General features: G+C 58.5%; 15 protein-coding genes. 7 read left to right on the top strand and 8 right to left on the bottom strand.

Annotated elements, in window-relative coordinates:
* Genes DXX99_RS04465 through ileS form a run of 3 tightly spaced genes read left to right on the top strand, consistent with a single transcriptional unit; the run spans nucleotide 1 to nucleotide 3,351 of the window.
* Nucleotides 1–258 carry a YggT family protein gene (locus DXX99_RS04465; protein ID WP_115792319.1) on the top strand — a complete coding sequence of 86 codons (258 nt, stop codon included), beginning with the start codon at nucleotides 1–3 and terminating at the stop codon, nucleotides 256–258.
* A 3-nt stretch (nucleotides 259–261) separates the two neighbouring features.
* Nucleotides 262–585, top strand: coding sequence for a DUF167 domain-containing protein (locus DXX99_RS04460; RefSeq protein WP_205664635.1), 324 nt, complete (start codon nucleotides 262–264; stop codon nucleotides 583–585).
* A gap of 15 nt (nucleotides 586–600) precedes the next feature.
* Nucleotides 601–3,351, top strand: a complete 2,751-nt coding sequence (gene ileS / locus DXX99_RS04455) for an isoleucine--tRNA ligase (RefSeq protein ID WP_115792318.1) — start codon at nucleotides 601–603, stop codon at nucleotides 3,349–3,351.
* Here the strand turns inward: ileS and DXX99_RS04450 are convergent.
* Genes DXX99_RS04450 through polA form a run of 4 tightly spaced genes read right to left on the bottom strand, consistent with a single transcriptional unit; the run spans nucleotide 3,294 to nucleotide 7,959 of the window.
* Nucleotides 3,294–3,887 (bottom strand): lytic transglycosylase domain-containing protein, encoded by a 594-nt coding sequence (locus DXX99_RS04450; RefSeq protein WP_115792317.1) that lies wholly within the window; start codon nucleotides 3,885–3,887, stop codon nucleotides 3,294–3,296. The genes ileS and DXX99_RS04450 overlap by 58 nt on opposite strands.
* Nucleotides 3,888–3,890: 3 nt before the next feature.
* Nucleotides 3,891–4,505: a dephospho-CoA kinase gene (coaE, locus tag DXX99_RS04445; RefSeq protein WP_115792316.1), complete on the bottom strand. Its 615-nt coding sequence runs from the start codon at nucleotides 4,503–4,505 to the stop codon at nucleotides 3,891–3,893.
* Between the two features lie 38 nt (nucleotides 4,506–4,543).
* Complete coding sequence (gene mutM / locus DXX99_RS04440) at nucleotides 4,544–5,356, bottom strand: DNA-formamidopyrimidine glycosylase (RefSeq protein ID WP_240610818.1); 813 nt, start codon at nucleotides 5,354–5,356, stop codon at nucleotides 4,544–4,546.
* Nucleotides 5,353–7,959, bottom strand: a complete 2,607-nt coding sequence (polA, locus tag DXX99_RS04435; protein WP_115792314.1) for a DNA polymerase I — start codon at nucleotides 7,957–7,959, stop codon at nucleotides 5,353–5,355. Before polA ends, mutM begins: the two co-directional genes overlap by 4 nt.
* Before the next feature lie 325 nt (nucleotides 7,960–8,284).
* Between polA and DXX99_RS04430 the strand changes: the two genes are divergently transcribed.
* The 4 genes from DXX99_RS04430 to DXX99_RS11990 are packed head-to-tail and all read left to right on the top strand — an operon-like array spanning nucleotide 8,285 to nucleotide 11,608.
* Entirely contained in the window at nucleotides 8,285–9,523 is a 1,239-nt protein-coding gene (locus DXX99_RS04430) for an efflux RND transporter periplasmic adaptor subunit (RefSeq protein ID WP_338065868.1), read from the top strand.
* 5 nt (nucleotides 9,524–9,528) lie between these two features.
* Entirely contained in the window at nucleotides 9,529–10,263 is a 735-nt protein-coding gene (locus DXX99_RS04425) for an ABC transporter ATP-binding protein (protein ID WP_115792312.1), read from the top strand.
* A complete protein-coding gene (locus DXX99_RS04420; protein WP_240610817.1) occupies nucleotides 10,260–11,480 on the top strand; it encodes an ABC transporter permease in 1,221 nt (406 codons plus the stop codon). Before DXX99_RS04425 ends, DXX99_RS04420 begins: the two co-directional genes overlap by 4 nt.
* The gene (locus DXX99_RS11990) at nucleotides 11,477–11,608 is read left to right on the top strand and encodes a hypothetical protein (RefSeq protein ID WP_276308326.1); all 132 of its coding nucleotides are present in this window, start codon (nucleotides 11,477–11,479) and stop codon (nucleotides 11,606–11,608) included. Before DXX99_RS04420 ends, DXX99_RS11990 begins: the two co-directional genes overlap by 4 nt.
* 91 nt (nucleotides 11,609–11,699) lie before the next feature.
* Here the strand turns inward: DXX99_RS11990 and DXX99_RS12105 are convergent, their stop codons facing one another.
* Genes DXX99_RS12105 through DXX99_RS04400 form a run of 4 tightly spaced genes read right to left on the bottom strand, consistent with a single transcriptional unit; the run spans nucleotide 11,700 to nucleotide 13,405 of the window.
* Nucleotides 11,700–11,978, bottom strand: a complete 279-nt coding sequence (locus DXX99_RS12105; protein ID WP_115792310.1) for an AzlD domain-containing protein — start codon at nucleotides 11,976–11,978, stop codon at nucleotides 11,700–11,702.
* Nucleotides 11,908–12,309, bottom strand: coding sequence for a hypothetical protein (locus DXX99_RS11685; RefSeq protein ID WP_205664640.1), 402 nt, complete (start codon nucleotides 12,307–12,309; stop codon nucleotides 11,908–11,910). Before DXX99_RS11685 ends, DXX99_RS12105 begins: the two co-directional genes overlap by 71 nt.
* Before the next feature lie 47 nt (nucleotides 12,310–12,356).
* The gene (locus tag DXX99_RS12100; RefSeq protein ID WP_205664633.1) at nucleotides 12,357–12,740 is read right to left on the bottom strand and encodes an AzlC family ABC transporter permease; all 384 of its coding nucleotides are present in this window, start codon (nucleotides 12,738–12,740) and stop codon (nucleotides 12,357–12,359) included.
* Nucleotides 12,737–13,405, bottom strand: a complete 669-nt coding sequence (locus DXX99_RS04400) for a hypothetical protein (protein WP_240610816.1) — start codon at nucleotides 13,403–13,405, stop codon at nucleotides 12,737–12,739. Before DXX99_RS04400 ends, DXX99_RS12100 begins: the two co-directional genes overlap by 4 nt.
* Nucleotides 13,406–13,626 lie beyond the last annotated feature (221 nt).

Here is a 13,626-nt window from a genome sequence, read left to right as displayed (position 1 = left end):
ATGAGTTGGCTGGCGTACATTTTACGGGTAGCATTCGATGTCTATTTCTGGCTCATCATCGTTCGGGTATTGCTTTCTTGGATTCCGCACAACCCTCGCAACCCCGTGATCAGGTTCATTTACGACTTAACCGAGCCTTATCTTTACCTCTTCAGGCGCTTGATTCCGCCCATCGGTATGTTTGACCTTTCCCCCATCTTGGCTCTTTTTGTTTTGCACCTGATCAAAATGTTCCTCTTGCGTCTCGTGGGAGGGTAAGCCGTGAGCGAAGCGGTCTGGCAGAGAGCCTTGCGGGAGGGTGCGGGAGGGAAGACCCTTATTCATCTGCGGGTTACTCCCCGCTCTTCCACCTCTGCCCTGGAGGCAGGAGAGGGTTTTCTGCGCGTGCGCCTTACCGCTCCTCCCGTTGAGGGCAAGGCCAACAAACTTTTGCTGGAATTTTTAAGCCAGGTATTCGGTATCCCGATGCGGCGGCTGCAATTGGTCAAGGGGATTAAGGGGCGGGAGAAGGTGGTTCTGGTCGATATGCCGCTGCCCCTGGTGGCGGAAAAAATAGAAAGAGTTCTGTCGCGAGAGGAGAGGTGACGGTACAAAAAACCTATGGACTGGAGCAAGACGCTGAACCTGCCGAAGACCGATTTCCCCATGCGGGCCAACCTGCCCCAGCGGGAACCGGAAATATTGCGTTTTTGGGAAGAAATTGATCTTTACCGCCTGGTTCAACAGAAAACGGCGGGAAGGCCTAAATTTATTCTTCACGACGGCCCTCCCTACGCCAACGGCCACATCCATCTGGGTCACGTGCTCAACAAGGTGCTGAAAGACATTATCGTCAAGTACCGTTCCATGAGCGGTTACGACGCTCCGTACGTGCCCGGATGGGACACCCACGGTTTGCCAATAGAGCAGCAGGTGATAAAGAGTCTGGGGCTGGACTGGCGCAAGGTTGGGCCGGTGGAGTTCCGCCGCCGGTGTAAGGAGTACGCCTTGCGCTTCGTGGAGATACAGCGCCAGGAATTCAAGCGCCTAGGGGTGCGAGCCGACTGGGAGCACCCTTACCTCACTTTGATGCCCTTCTACGAGGCGCGGCAGATAGAGGTTTTTGGGGAGATGGCCAAACGAGGGTATATCTACCGGGGGCTGAGGCCGGTTTACTGGTGCCCCACCTGCGAGACCGCCTTGGCCGAGGCGGAGATCGAGTATGCCCCCAAAGAGTCCCCCTCCATCTACGTGCGCTTCCGGGTCAAGGACGGCAAGGGGCTTCTTCCTTCCGATGCCGCCTTCGTCATCTGGACCACCACCCCCTGGACCCTGCCCGCCAACGTAGCGGTCTGCCTGCATCCCGAGCTGGATTACGTGCTGGTGCGGGTAGGGAAAGAGCGGCTGGTGGTGGCAGAGGTTCTCCTCCCTTCCTTCCTGGAGGTGCTGGGGGTGGAGGGGGGAGAGGTAGAAGCTCGGTTTAAAGGAAAGGAGCTCGAGGGCATAGTTCTCGAGCACCCTTTCTTCGAGCGCGACTCGCTGGTGGTGGTGGATACCTACGTTTCGGCGGAGCAAGGTACGGGCTGCGTGCACAACGCCCCTGGCCACGGCGAGGAAGACTTCGTCACCTGCCGCCGTTACAACTTGCCGGTGATTTCTCCGGTGGACGGGCGCGGTTACTTCACCGAGGAAGGGGGGCCTTTCGCCGGGAAGTTTTACTTGGAGGCCAACGAAGACATTATGGCCGAGCTCCGGCGGAGAGGGGCCTTGCTGGCAGCCGGCCGTATAACCCACCAGTACCCCCACTGCTGGCGTTGCAAGAACCCCGTTTTCTTCCGGGCCACCGAGCAGTGGTTTGCCTCCATTGACGGCTTTCGGGAGCAGGCGCTCAAGGCTATAAGGTCGGTGCGCTGGATTCCTGCCTGGGGCGAGGAGCGGATTTACAACATGGTGGCCAGCCGCGGGGACTGGTGCATTTCTCGGCAGCGCTGGTGGGGGGTGCCCTTGCCCGTATTTTACTGCGCCCGCTGCGGCAAGGAGATCATCAACGAAACCACCATCGAGCACATAAAGAATCTGTTTGCGGAGCACGGATCGGACATCTGGTACAGCGCTCCACTGGAGGTGCTTGTGCCTTCGGGGTTGACCTGTCCGGCCTGCGGCTCTAAGGAGTTCACCCAGGAAAAGGACATAATGGACGTTTGGTTTGATTCGGGTTCCAGCCACTGGGCGGTATTACGCCAGCCTTCCCCCTGGCCGGACCAACACTGGCCGGCCGATCTTTACCTGGAAGGCAGTGATCAGCACCGCGGATGGTTCAATTCCTCCCTCTCCACGGCGGTGGCCATTACCGGTCAGCCACCCTACCGGGCGGTTCTGACCCACGGGTTCGTGGTGGACGAGGAAGGGAGAAAGATGTCCAAGTCTCTGGGCAACGTGGTCGACCCTCAAGAGGTTATGACCAAACTGGGGGCGGACATTTTGCGCCTCTGGGTTTGCTCGGCCGATTACCGGGGGGATTTGGCTGCCTCGGACAATATCCTGCGACAGGTGGCAGAGGCCTACCGTAAAATACGCAACACCTTCCGCTTCCTTCTGGCCAACCTTTACGACTTTGACCCGGCCGAGGCCCTGCCCTATTCGGAGCTCTTGGAGCTCGACCGCTACCTTCTCATGCGCTTGGAAGAGGTCAAGCGCCGGGTTTTGAGGGCCTACGAGGAATACGAGTTCCACCTGGTCTACCACAGCATCTACTCCTTCTGCACGGTTGATCTCAGTGCTTTCTACCTCAACGTCATCAAGGATCGGCTTTACTGCTCGCTACCTCACGCCCGCGAGCGCAGGGCGGCGCAGACGGTGCAGTACCGGGTTCTTCTGGACCTTTTGCGCCTGCTCGTCCCCGTCTTGGCCTTCACCACCGAGGAGATATGGCGCCACGTGAAGGTAGTAGGGGAAAAGCCGGTGAGCGTGCAGCTCCTGGATTTCCCGGAGCCCGATGATTCTCTGCTGGATCCGGACTTGGCCTCCCGCTGGGATAAGCTTTTGCGGGTGCGCGAGGAAGTCCTGGTAGCTCTGGAAAAAGCCAGGAAGGAAAAGCTCATCGGGGATTCGCTGGAGGCCAAGGTGAAGCTTTTCGTTAAGGCCGAGGAGTTGGAGTGGTGGAATGCGGCGCGGGAAGATCTGCGCACCATCTGCCTGGTCTCGCAGCTGGAACTCCTGCCGGGCGAGAGCTTAAAGGTAGAGGTGGAGCCGGCAGAGGGGCAAAAGTGCGCCCGTTGCTGGATGTACAGCCCGGAGGTAGGGAAAGACGGAGACTACCCTGAGCTTTGTCCGCGGTGTGCGGCGGTGGTGCGGGAGCTTTCTTCCCGGTAGAGGAAGCGGTAAACCCGGTAATTCCACAGGGTTTTGCGGACGAACTGCCTGGTTTCGGGAAAGGGGATCTGGTCGAGATCCAGCTCCTTTCCCGACCAGGTAGCGCTTTTTAACCACCTTTCTACGTTACCCCTCCCCCCGTTGTAGGCGGCCAGTACCAGAACCGGATCGTGAAACTCCTGGAAAAGCACGGCCAGGTAGCTGGTGCCCAGAGCGATATTGGTTTCCGGATCGTAAAGCTTCCGCGGATCGAAAGGCTCGTCCCGGAGCCGGGCCATATCTTGGGCAGTGGAGGGCAGGAGTTGCATAAGCCCTATCGCTCCTCGGGGCGAGACGGCTTCCGGGTGGAAGTTGCTTTCGGTTTTAATAATAGCGGCCACCAAGAGGGGATCTATCCCGTTGGCCTGGGCGTGGCGGAAGATTATCTCGCGGTATTTAAGGGGATAGTAACGCTGTCCTATTTCACGCCAGTTGAGTAACAAAAGGCCACACAGGGCCATCAGGAAAAGAAACAGGCCAAGCTTTGCCTTTCCCATCCCTTACTCTTCTTCATCCTCCGCTAGAAGTTTATGGTAAAAATAAGCCACTTGTTCACGGGTGTGGTTGAAATCTCCTGTGTTGTCTATTACGCGGTGGGCGCGGCGAACCTTCTCCTCCTGGGGCATTTGGGCAGCCAACATCGCCTGGGCCTGCTCAGGCGGGATTCGGTCGCGGGCCATAAGGCGGCGCACCGCCGCTTCCTGAGAGGCGATCACTACCCATACCTCGTCCACCAAGCGGTCAAGTCCGGTTTCCAAGAGAAGGGGCGCTTCTATAACCAGCACGCGGGGTGGGTTGGGAGACTCCCTTAGCTTCCGGATTTTTTCCTCTATGGCCGCCAGCACAGGAGGGTGAACTATCTCTTCCAGCCGTCGTCGGGCGGCGGCATCGGCGAAGATAAGCCGCCGTAGCTTGGCCCGGTCGAGCGAGCCGTCGGGAAGAAAATACTCTTCTCCGAAAACCTCCCTTATTTTATCAAGTAGCGGCTGGCCGGGGGCGGTGAACTCTTTCACTATGAGGTCGGCCTCGATTACCTCTGCTCCCAGCGTTTTGAGATAGCGAGCTACGCTAGTCTTGCCGGTGCCGGCGCTGCCGGTAAGTCCGATTATCTTCATGATGTCGCTCGGTTACCCCCTTTCTTTTCCCAAATATATCAGCGCTGACAGTGGGGGCAAAAGTGGGTTCCCCGCCCACAAAGTTTAATTTTCTTTATAAGAGTGCCGCAGCGGAGGCAAGGCTGGCCTCCCCGGCCATAAACGTGCAGAAAAAGGCCGTGTTCTCCCGCCACCCCCGTGGCGTCTACGTAATTGCGTATGCTGGTCCCCCGGTGCGCGATTCCCTCTGCCAGCACTTTCTGGATGGCTTCGTGCAGCTTCTTTACCTCGTCTTCGGCGAGGGTGCAAGCGGGGCGCCGAGGATCGATGCCGGCCAGAAAAAGAGCCTCGTCGGTGTAAATGTTCCCTAAGCCGGCCACCGCCTTTTGATCCAGCAGCAAGGCTTTCACCGGACGCCGGCTTTTTGCCAGGACGTTTTCTAGGTAGCTAGCGGAGAAAATGGGGGATAAGGGTTCGGGACCGAGCTTTTCCTCGAGATAATCCCGAATCTCTTTGCTCTTCCCCAGCCTTACCCGGCCGAACTGCCGAAAGTCGGTGAAGCGTAGTCTCCCCCGGTCAAGCTCGATCAGGAGGTGGGTATGAGGGGGAAGCTCCCCTTTTCCTTCCCAAACCAGCTGTCCCGTCATTCCCAGATGGAAAGCCAGGGCCCAATCTCCCTCCAGGGCGAGCCAGAGCCACTTTCCCCGCCGGAAAACCCCGGTTATCGCCTTTCCCTCCAGGAGCTCCGTGCCGGATGTGGAGTTTTTCATCACCTTCGCCAGCCGGACTTCCACCTTCTTGATGCGTGCCCCCACCACCTTCTCCACCAGCTGGCGACGTATGGTTTCCACTTCCGGTAACTCAGGCATCATTCCACCTCATACTCTTCCATGTCTTGCCAGTTAGGCCCCACCTTAAGATTGGCCTTTATAGGAACCTTGAAGGGCAAGGCCTGCTCCATGGTGCTTTTTATCATAGGCGCCACCTTCTCTAGCTCTCCTTTAGGCACTTCGAAGAGGAGTTCGTCGTGCACCTGGAGGATCATCTGGCATCTAAACCCCTGCCCTTTCAGTTGCCGATGAATGTCCACCATGGCTTTCTTTATGAGATCGGCCGCGCTTCCTTGGATGGTGGTATTGATGGCCAGGCGCTCCCCCAGCTGGTGCTGGGTACGATTGCTGCTCAGTATTTCGGGGATGTAGCGACGGCGGTTGAGAATGGTAGTCACGTAGCCTTTCTCCCGGGCCTGGGAAATTACGCGTTCGATGAACTGTTTCACCCGCGGATAGCGCCGGAAGTAACGTTCTATGTACTCGTGCGCCTCGCTAGGCTCGATCTTGAGTTCTTGGGAAAGGCCGTAATCGCTCATACCGTAAACGATCCCAAAGTTCACCACCTTGGCCTTGGCCCGCATTTCCGGTGTCACTTCCTGAGGAGGGACGCCGAATATCTCGGCTGCTGTGCGGGCGTGGATGTCTTCTCCTTTGACGAAGGCTTCACACAGCCCCGGATCTTCGGAAAGGTGGGCCAGGACTCGAAGTTCTATCTGGGAATAGTCGGCGCTTAGTAGCACATACTCGGGCCCCTCGGCCACAAAGGCCTGCCGAATGCGCCTCCCCAAAGAATCGCGGACGGGGATGTTCTGTAGGTTGGGCTCGGCGGAGGCCAGTCTTCCCGTCGCTGTCCCCGCCTGCAGGAAGGTGGTGTGCAGGCGCCCGGTGGCCGGGTCGATGAGTTCCGGAAGGGCGTCGGTGTAAGTACTCTTGAGCTTGGCCAATTGCCGGTAGGCGAGCACCTTGGCCACGATTTCGTGTTCGGCCAGCTTTTCCAGAACCGAAGCGTCAGTGGAGTAGCCGGTCTTGGTCTTCTTGACCGGTTTGAGCCCCAGTTTCTCAAACAGGATGTAGCCGAGCTGCCGAGGGGAGTTCAGGTTGAAGCGCTCGCCGGCGAGCTTGTAGATTTCTTCGGAAAGCTGAGCCAGCTGTTCTCCCAGTTCCTGGGAGAGAGCGCGCAGCTTTTCCTCCGAAACTTTTACTCCGGCTTTTTCCATGTCCGCCAAGACGGCAGCCAGGGGGAGCTCCACCGAGTAATAGAGATACTCCTGCTCCTGGAGCTTAATCTTGCTTTTTAGGATGGGGGTGAGCCGGCAAATCGCTTGGGCTTTTTCCGGGAGTTCAGCCCCCGGGGAGAGCGTGAGTCCCGCATGTTCGAAGGCGATCGCCCCCAGCTCGTTATTGGCAGCCGGGTTCACCAGGTAGGCTGCCAGCAGAACGTCGAACCCGATCATTTCGGGCTTTAGGCCATAAGGCTCCAGGGCGTGGAGGCAGGATTTGGCGTCGTAAGTGCTGATAAGGCTTTCCTTTGCTTCGAGCAAGCGGAGGAAGCTTTTGAGCACTTCCGGCCCTTCCAGCAGGAAGACCTTTTCTCCTCCCAAACAGAGGGCTAAAGTCGGAGAAGTGAGCTTGCGCCTGAGAACAGGAGGGTAGGCCAGGGCCACGAATTCCTGACTTTTGAGCTCTTCTCCTAATCTCCTCAGTTCTTCAGGTCTTTCTATCTTTACGCGGACGGCGTTGGTGGCCAGCCCCTCGAGACCAAGCAAGCGGGCCTCAGGGAAAAGCTCGAGGAATCTCTTAACCAGGGTGCGGAACTCCAGGCGTGAGAAGACCTCCAGGGTGGCCCGAAGGTCGGGTCCCGACCAAGGCCGGATTACGTCTTCTTCCAGCGGTACGTCGCGGCGGATAAGGGCCAGCTTCTTGGCCAGAAGCGCTTCTTCTTTGTGCTTCTCTAGAGTCTCGCGCAGCTTGGCCGGAAGAGATTCCTTGCTTTCTAGCAGATTTTCTAAGCTGTGGTAGGATTGCAATAGGCGGGAAGCCGTCTTGGGCCCTATGCCTGGAAGGCCAGGGATGTTGTCCGAGGCGTCTCCGGCCAGAGCCTTAAAGTCGGGAAGCTGGCCGGGCGCGATACCAAAGCGTTGCTTCACCTCGGTCTCGTTAAAGACCGCTATCTCGCTTATCCCCTTGCGCATGAGGACAACGGTGGTGAAGGGGGAGACCAGCTGCAGGGCATCGAGGTCACCGGTGACGATAAGACACCGCCAACCCTCTTTTTCCGCCCGGCTTACCAGAGTGCCGATGAGGTCGTCGGCCTCAAAGCCTTCTTTTTCTACTACCGGAATATTGAGGGCGGTCAGCACCTCCTTGATGAGGTTGAACTGCTGGCGCAATTCGTCCGGGGTGGCGGGGCGTTGGGCCTTGTAGGTCTCCGCCAGGGCGTGCCGGAAGGTGGTTTTGCTTTTATCAAAGGCGGCCACTATGGCCGTGGGACGCTTTTCTTCCAGCACTTTGAAGAGCATGGAGGTAAAGCCGTACACGGCACCGGTGGGCAGGCCGGTACGGGTGCGGAGGGAGGGAAGAGCGAAGAAGGCCCGGTAGGCTATACTCGAGCCGTCCAAGAGGAGCAGGGTTTTTTCCTTCACGCCCGGTCTTACCCGCCTTTCTATTCTATCTAGAGGCTAGTATACCAGCCGGGGGTCTCGATGCGAAAGTTTAACCGCCCGGGAACAGAAGCGCTGTCCTTCGTCACAATTTCGTAACAGATGTCTCTTATAATCCTTCTTTAAGCAGTGAAAAACTGGTCAAAAGTGAAAGGGGGCAGGGACTATAACCGCTACGGAATTTCTCTCACGGCACCGTACCTGGTTTATCGGTGCTTTTCTCCTTTTGCTGGTTGCAGGCGGAGTCGGCGGGTGGCTTTGGTACCGCCAGAAAAGCCAGACAAAGGTAGAATTCCTTACGGCTTTGGTGGCTCTGGCAGATTTGGTAGCCACCGTTCCGGCCACCGGAACCATAGAGCCTGTGCAAAGTCTGGACCTTTCCTTTAAGAACCCCGGGACGATAAAAGTGGTGGCCGTAGAGCAAGGGCAGGAGGTGAAGAAAGGGCAACTGCTCTTAGCCCAGGACGACAGCGACCAGCAAGCCCAACTGGCCTCCGCTGAGGCCAACCTGCGAAGCGCTCGTGCCCGCCTGGCTGAACTCGAAAGTGGTAACCGCCCAGAGGAGATAGCCCAGGCGCAGGCCGAAGAGGAAGCGGCACGGATTAACCGGGACACCGCTCTTAGGCAGCTAGAACGGGTGAAAACGCTTTTCAGCCAGGGGGCAGCTACCCAGAAGGAGCTGGATGACGCACAGAATAACTTCGCCGCCGCCCAGGCGCGCTGGCGGCAGGCCCAGAGCAACCTGGCCTTGAAGAAGGCAGGTCCGAGGAAAGAAGAGATCGACCAGGCCAGGGAAGCGGTGAAGATTGCGGAAGCGCAGGTGGCGCAGGCCCGGAGCAACCTGGAGGCCACGCGCCTTTACGCTCCTTTCGATGGGATTGTGGCGGAGGTCAACGCCACTCCAGGACAACGGGTGACCGGGGTGACAGTGAGCGGAGCGGGCACCGGCACGCGCCCCCTGCTGACCTTGATCAGTAAAGAGCTCCGCGTACGGGCCCAAGTCAACGAGGCCGATGTCGGCCAGGTAAAAGTGGGGCAAAAAGCCACCTTTACCGTCAATGCCTTTCCGGGACGCGTTTTTGAGGCCGAAGTTAGCGCCATAACTCCCCGTGCGAACACGGTGGCCAATGTGCAGCTTTATGATGTCCTCTTGGACATAAAGGGAGAAGCTTCGGGGCTGAAAGCAGGCATGACTTGCAACGTGGAGATTATTACCCAGAAGCGCGAAGGGGTTTTGGCCATTCCCCGCCAAGCGCTGAACTTCGCCCGCAGCTACCTGGCCACCCAGAAGATATCCTTTACCTCTGAGAGAGCAGCTTCGGTCCCGGCTCAGAACCAAGGGGTGGTGCTGGTCTACCACAACGGGAAGGCAGAGCCACGCCCGATAGCCCTGGGAATAAGCAGCGGTGACAGGGTGGAGGTAACCAGGGGACTAAACCAGGGCGAGTTGGTGATCGTTGGCCGGAAAGGAGACAACACAGGAAGACCGGCGACGGCTTCTCCCTTCTTGCCCATGGGCCCGCCGCAGGGAGGTGGACGACGATAACTCCTCTGGTGGAGCTAGAGGAAATCACTAAAGACTATTCCATAGGAGGCCGGCCCTTCCGGGTGCTCAAAGGGATTACCCTGCAGGTGAATGCGGGAGAAATGGTGGCTGTTATGGGGGCCTCCGGCTCGGGGAAGAGTACTTTACTGCACATCATTGGCCTTCTCGACCAGCCCAGCTCCGGAGTCTACCGGCTGGAAGGAAGAGAGGTGCACCGGCTTTCCAGGAAAGAGCGGGCCTATGTGCGCAACCAAAAGATCGGATTTGTCTTCCAGCAGTTCAACCTCTTGCCCCGCGCTACGGTCTTGCAGAACGTAGAGCTACCCCTCCTGTATGCCGGTGTTCCTGCCACCAGGCGCAGGGAGAGGGCCTTTTTCCTCCTGGAGAGGATGGGTCTAAAAGACTTCGCTCACCACCGGCCGGTACAGTTGTCGGGCGGTCAGCAGCAGCGGGTGGCCATAGCCAGAGCCTTGGTCAACCAGCCCGTTCTCCTGCTGGCCGACGAGCCTACGGGGCAGCTCGACAGCCGTACGGGCCTGGAAGTAATGGCCCTTTTTCAGGAACTGCACCAGGAGATGGGGGTAACCATAATCCTGGTCACCCATGACCAGACGATATCCCGCTTCTGCCAGCGCATCGTTTACCTGCAGGACGGCCTCATAAGAGGAGAGGGGAAGGTAACGGAGCCGCGAAGGGCCAAGGAGGAACTGGCCGCCACGCAAAGGAGCGGAGAAGAATGATGCTTGCCTTGAGCGCTTTGCTAAAAGAAGCCTTGACCGCCCTGCAAGCCAACAGGTTGCGCTCGTTGCTGACCGTTCTGGGAGTGGTCATAGGGGTAGCGGCAGTGATCGTGATGATCGGGATTGGCCAAGGAGCTTCCCAAAGCATTGCCGCGCAAATGCAGAGGATGGGGACCAACCTCCTGGTGGTCTTTGCTGGCGCGACGGGGGGTCAGGTGAGGGGTGCCGGTGGGGCGGTAAACACTCTGAAAGCTCAGGATGCTCAGGCTATTGCCCAGCTTCCCGGCGTGTCCGGGGTGGCCCCGGAGATAAGCACGGGAGCCACCGCTGCCTGGGGAAACCAGACCTGGGTGACCAGTGTTTCCGGAACCACTCCCGATCTCTGCTACGTCCTCAACCGGCAGGTAGAAAGCGGCCGCTTTTTCGATGAGCAGGATTTGCGCAGCCTGGCCAACGTGGCCGTCTTGGGGAAAACGGTGGCCGAAAACCTCTTTCCCCCGGGTGTGGATCCGGTAGGTCAAACCGTGCTCTTGAACCGGATGGCCTTCCGAGTCATTGGGGTTCTGGCGCCCGTGGGGGCCACCACCATGGGGCGCGACGCGGACGATATTGTATACATACCTTTGACCACCGCCCAGACGCGTCTTCTGGGTGTAGACTACGTGCGCCTGATCTACGTGCGGGCTGCCACTTCTGCTGATCTTAGCCGGCTCCCGGATTTGATCACTACTCTTTTGCGCGAGCGTCACCGCCTTCCTCCCAACGCAGAAGACGACTTCACCATCCGTAATCCTACCGCCATCATGGAGGCAGCCGAGAACACCGCCAAAACTATGACGGTTCTGCTGGCAGCGGTAGCCGCCGTGTCCTTGGTGGTGGGAGGCATAGGGGTAATGAACATTATGCTGGTATCGGTTACAGAGCGGGTCAAGGAAATCGGCATCCGCATGGCCGTGGGAGCAACCGAACAGATGATCTTGTGGCAGTTTCTGTTGGAAGCAGTGCTTTTGAGTCTCACAGGAGGATTGATAGGGATTGTATTAGGAGTGCTGGGCAGCTATCTTCTCTCCGCTCTGGCCGGGTGGCCGACGGTAATTTCCCCGCGGGCCATTCTGCTGGCTACCTCCTTTGCCGTGCTCGTGGGTGTATTCTTCGGGTACTACCCTGCCCGCAGGGCGGCGGCTCTCAACCCGGCAGAAGCTCTCCGCTATGAGTGAAAACTTTTAAACCTTATACCTTATCAGAGAGCAATGATGCCCTGGGCTTCTTCGCCTGCATAGCCTACGCCAGGTGTCTGGTGGCCAACGAGGAACTGAGCGGGGTCCGGCTGGAGGCGACGCGGTGAGGTTTCTCGTTGACGTGTGCGCCGGCACCGGCTAGCCAGGTGGCTCCGGGAGATGGGCCACGACGTGGCGGAAGTGAGGGATGTGGACAGCTTAAAGTAGCGAGAGTACAGCGTATACCGCAACTCCCACGAACACCGCCATTGCGAGATGCGGGCGCCAGCGGAAGGCCACCGCAGCGACCGAAAGGCCAATCAATCGTCGCGCCATTTCGGACGCCGTAGCTTCGGGTTTTACCGGCACTACCGATGCCACCAGGAGCGCAGCAATAATCGCGGGTGCAGCGAGGGCCAGCGCGCGGCTACACGCCTTGCCCCCTGATGTTCTGGCCGGTTTGGCCCTGAGGGTTACCCAAAGGGGCAAGGGCCGCATGAGGTATGTCCCGATAGCCACAAGCAGAACCAGCAGGATCCACGACACCGCTAATTAACCCCCTCCGGCTGTGCTTCTGAGTCATCCAGCGGTCCCACACCATCCCTGCCAGGACTCCCATTATGGTGCCGACCAGCAGCCCCAGTCCGGTGCGGCCTGCGAGGTGCAGGGGAAGCGTGACTACTGCCGTCACTGCGGCGGTCACGGCCGCAGAGCCGTGTAGCAAAGGAAGGAGCAGCACGAGAAAAAGTACGGGCAGTGCGAATGCAAGCACCGGCCCTAGCCGGGGAAGGAGAACTATGAGTAGCGACCCCCGGCAGCCCCTAGCCACGTGCCGGCCACCCACGCTCCGTAGGCACCGGTCACCAGACCCAATAGCTACCGATGTCGGACACCTTCGGGAACGGTTGCGAGCCTAGCTGCAGCAGCGGCGAAAACCTCGTCTGTGAGCCCAAACGCGAGCAAAGCTTGCCAGCCGCGTGCGCAACCGCGCAACAGTGGTGCCAGAACCGGCCCGTACAGCAAGTGGCGCACATTAAGCGCTAACGCCGTAGCTAGAGCTACCACCGATGCACTTCCTGCCCCTGCCAGCCCAACTAAAGCAAACTGGCTGGCACCGGCAAAGACTGCAGCCGACGCGAAAACGGCTTCAAACACACTCAGGCCCGCAGAGCAGGCTGCCAACCCGAAGGCTACGGCTACAGGAAGGTAGCCTACAGCGATAGGCAGGCTAGCTCGCAAACCAGCCAACCAGTCTCTCATGGCGGTGCTACTCCTTGCAGTTTGGTCCCGATGCCGAAGTCCACTCCCACGGCTCCGCCCAGCTTGCAGGGGCAGCAGAAGTACTCCCTCGCGAGGTAGCAGGTCATGTGGAGGTAGTACCCGCCGGGCTTGCGCACCAGCACGGCACTTGCTATTTCTGCATCAGGAGGTATCTGGTGAAGTCCCAGGACGCGGAAGCTTCCTAACTTCTGTATCCTCACCTTCAAGCTGTTCCGGGCAAAGTCCAGGCTGTAGGTTATGCCGTACTGCTTGAGGGGAATCGAGTTGACGAACCTTTTGGGCTTGAGACGGCCCACCTTGTGGCCGTTCTCTCTCAGCTTTGCGAGGGCACGAAGGTTGTCTTTCAACCTGTCGGCTATCTCCTGCTTGACCTGGGAGCCGAGGACGACAAGTCGCCTCTCTTCGAAAACGTCTCCCACCTTGACCTCCACCGTGTCCACCTTGTTGGCCGGCACGTTGAGTCTTTCCAGGTCCGACACCAGCCAGTTATAGAGCCACTTGGCCTCCAGGAAGGCTCTTTCAAGGATTTCTGCTTTCTTCCTGGACAGGTTCTGGAGTTTGAGCTGGAAGACAACGGGCCTCAAGGCCTTTCGCCGCTCTCCTGTTTCCCGGATGGTGTTCCTTATTTGTTCGGCCTTGGTCATGCCTCTGCTTTGCTTCTGGGCCTGGAAGTATTTCCAGGCGTTTTAATCTATTTTAACACCAGGGCCGCCTTTCATCCCAAGTGGGCTTTACCGGGATCGTGTCAACCTACTGTAGGAGTCTCGAGCCCCACCATCCCCGGACCAGGACGAACTACCAGAGAAGATCGATGTTCCGGCTCAAAGCTTTGAGGGCTCTGGTTAATGATGTTACCGGACCTCGC

This window comes from Ammonifex thiophilus (genome assembly GCF_003368535.1).
GTDB classification, from domain to species: Bacteria; Bacillota; Desulfotomaculia; order Desulfotomaculales; family Ammonificaceae; genus Ammonifex; species Ammonifex thiophilus.
This window is presented reverse-complemented; position numbering and strand designations above follow the sequence as displayed.

What these genes read in the sequence shown, in the direction of transcription:
- DXX99_RS04465 (WP_115792319.1), top strand. Translation starts at nt 1, where the DNA reads ATGAGTTGGCTGGCGTACATTTTACGGGTAGCATTCGATGTCTATTTC.
- ileS (WP_115792318.1), top strand. Translation starts at nt 601, where the DNA reads ATGGACTGGAGCAAGACGCTGAACCTGCCGAAGACCGATTTCCCCATG.
- DXX99_RS04450 (WP_115792317.1), bottom strand. Translation starts at nt 3,887, where the DNA reads ATGGGAAAGGCAAAGCTTGGCCTGTTTCTTTTCCTGATGGCCCTGTGT.
- coaE (WP_115792316.1), bottom strand. Translation starts at nt 4,505, where the DNA reads ATGAAGATAATCGGACTTACCGGCAGCGCCGGCACCGGCAAGACTAGC.
- mutM (WP_240610818.1), bottom strand. Translation starts at nt 5,356, where the DNA reads ATGATGCCTGAGTTACCGGAAGTGGAAACCATACGTCGCCAGCTGGTG.
- DXX99_RS04420 (WP_240610817.1), top strand. Translation starts at nt 10,260, where the DNA reads ATGATGCTTGCCTTGAGCGCTTTGCTAAAAGAAGCCTTGACCGCCCTG.
- DXX99_RS12105 (WP_115792310.1), bottom strand. Translation starts at nt 11,978, where the DNA reads ATGCGGCCCTTGCCCCTTTGGGTAACCCTCAGGGCCAAACCGGCCAGA.
- DXX99_RS12100 (WP_205664633.1), bottom strand. Translation starts at nt 12,740, where the DNA reads ATGAGAGACTGGTTGGCTGGTTTGCGAGCTAGCCTGCCTATCGCTGTA.
- DXX99_RS04400 (WP_240610816.1), bottom strand. Translation starts at nt 13,405, where the DNA reads ATGACCAAGGCCGAACAAATAAGGAACACCATCCGGGAAACAGGAGAG.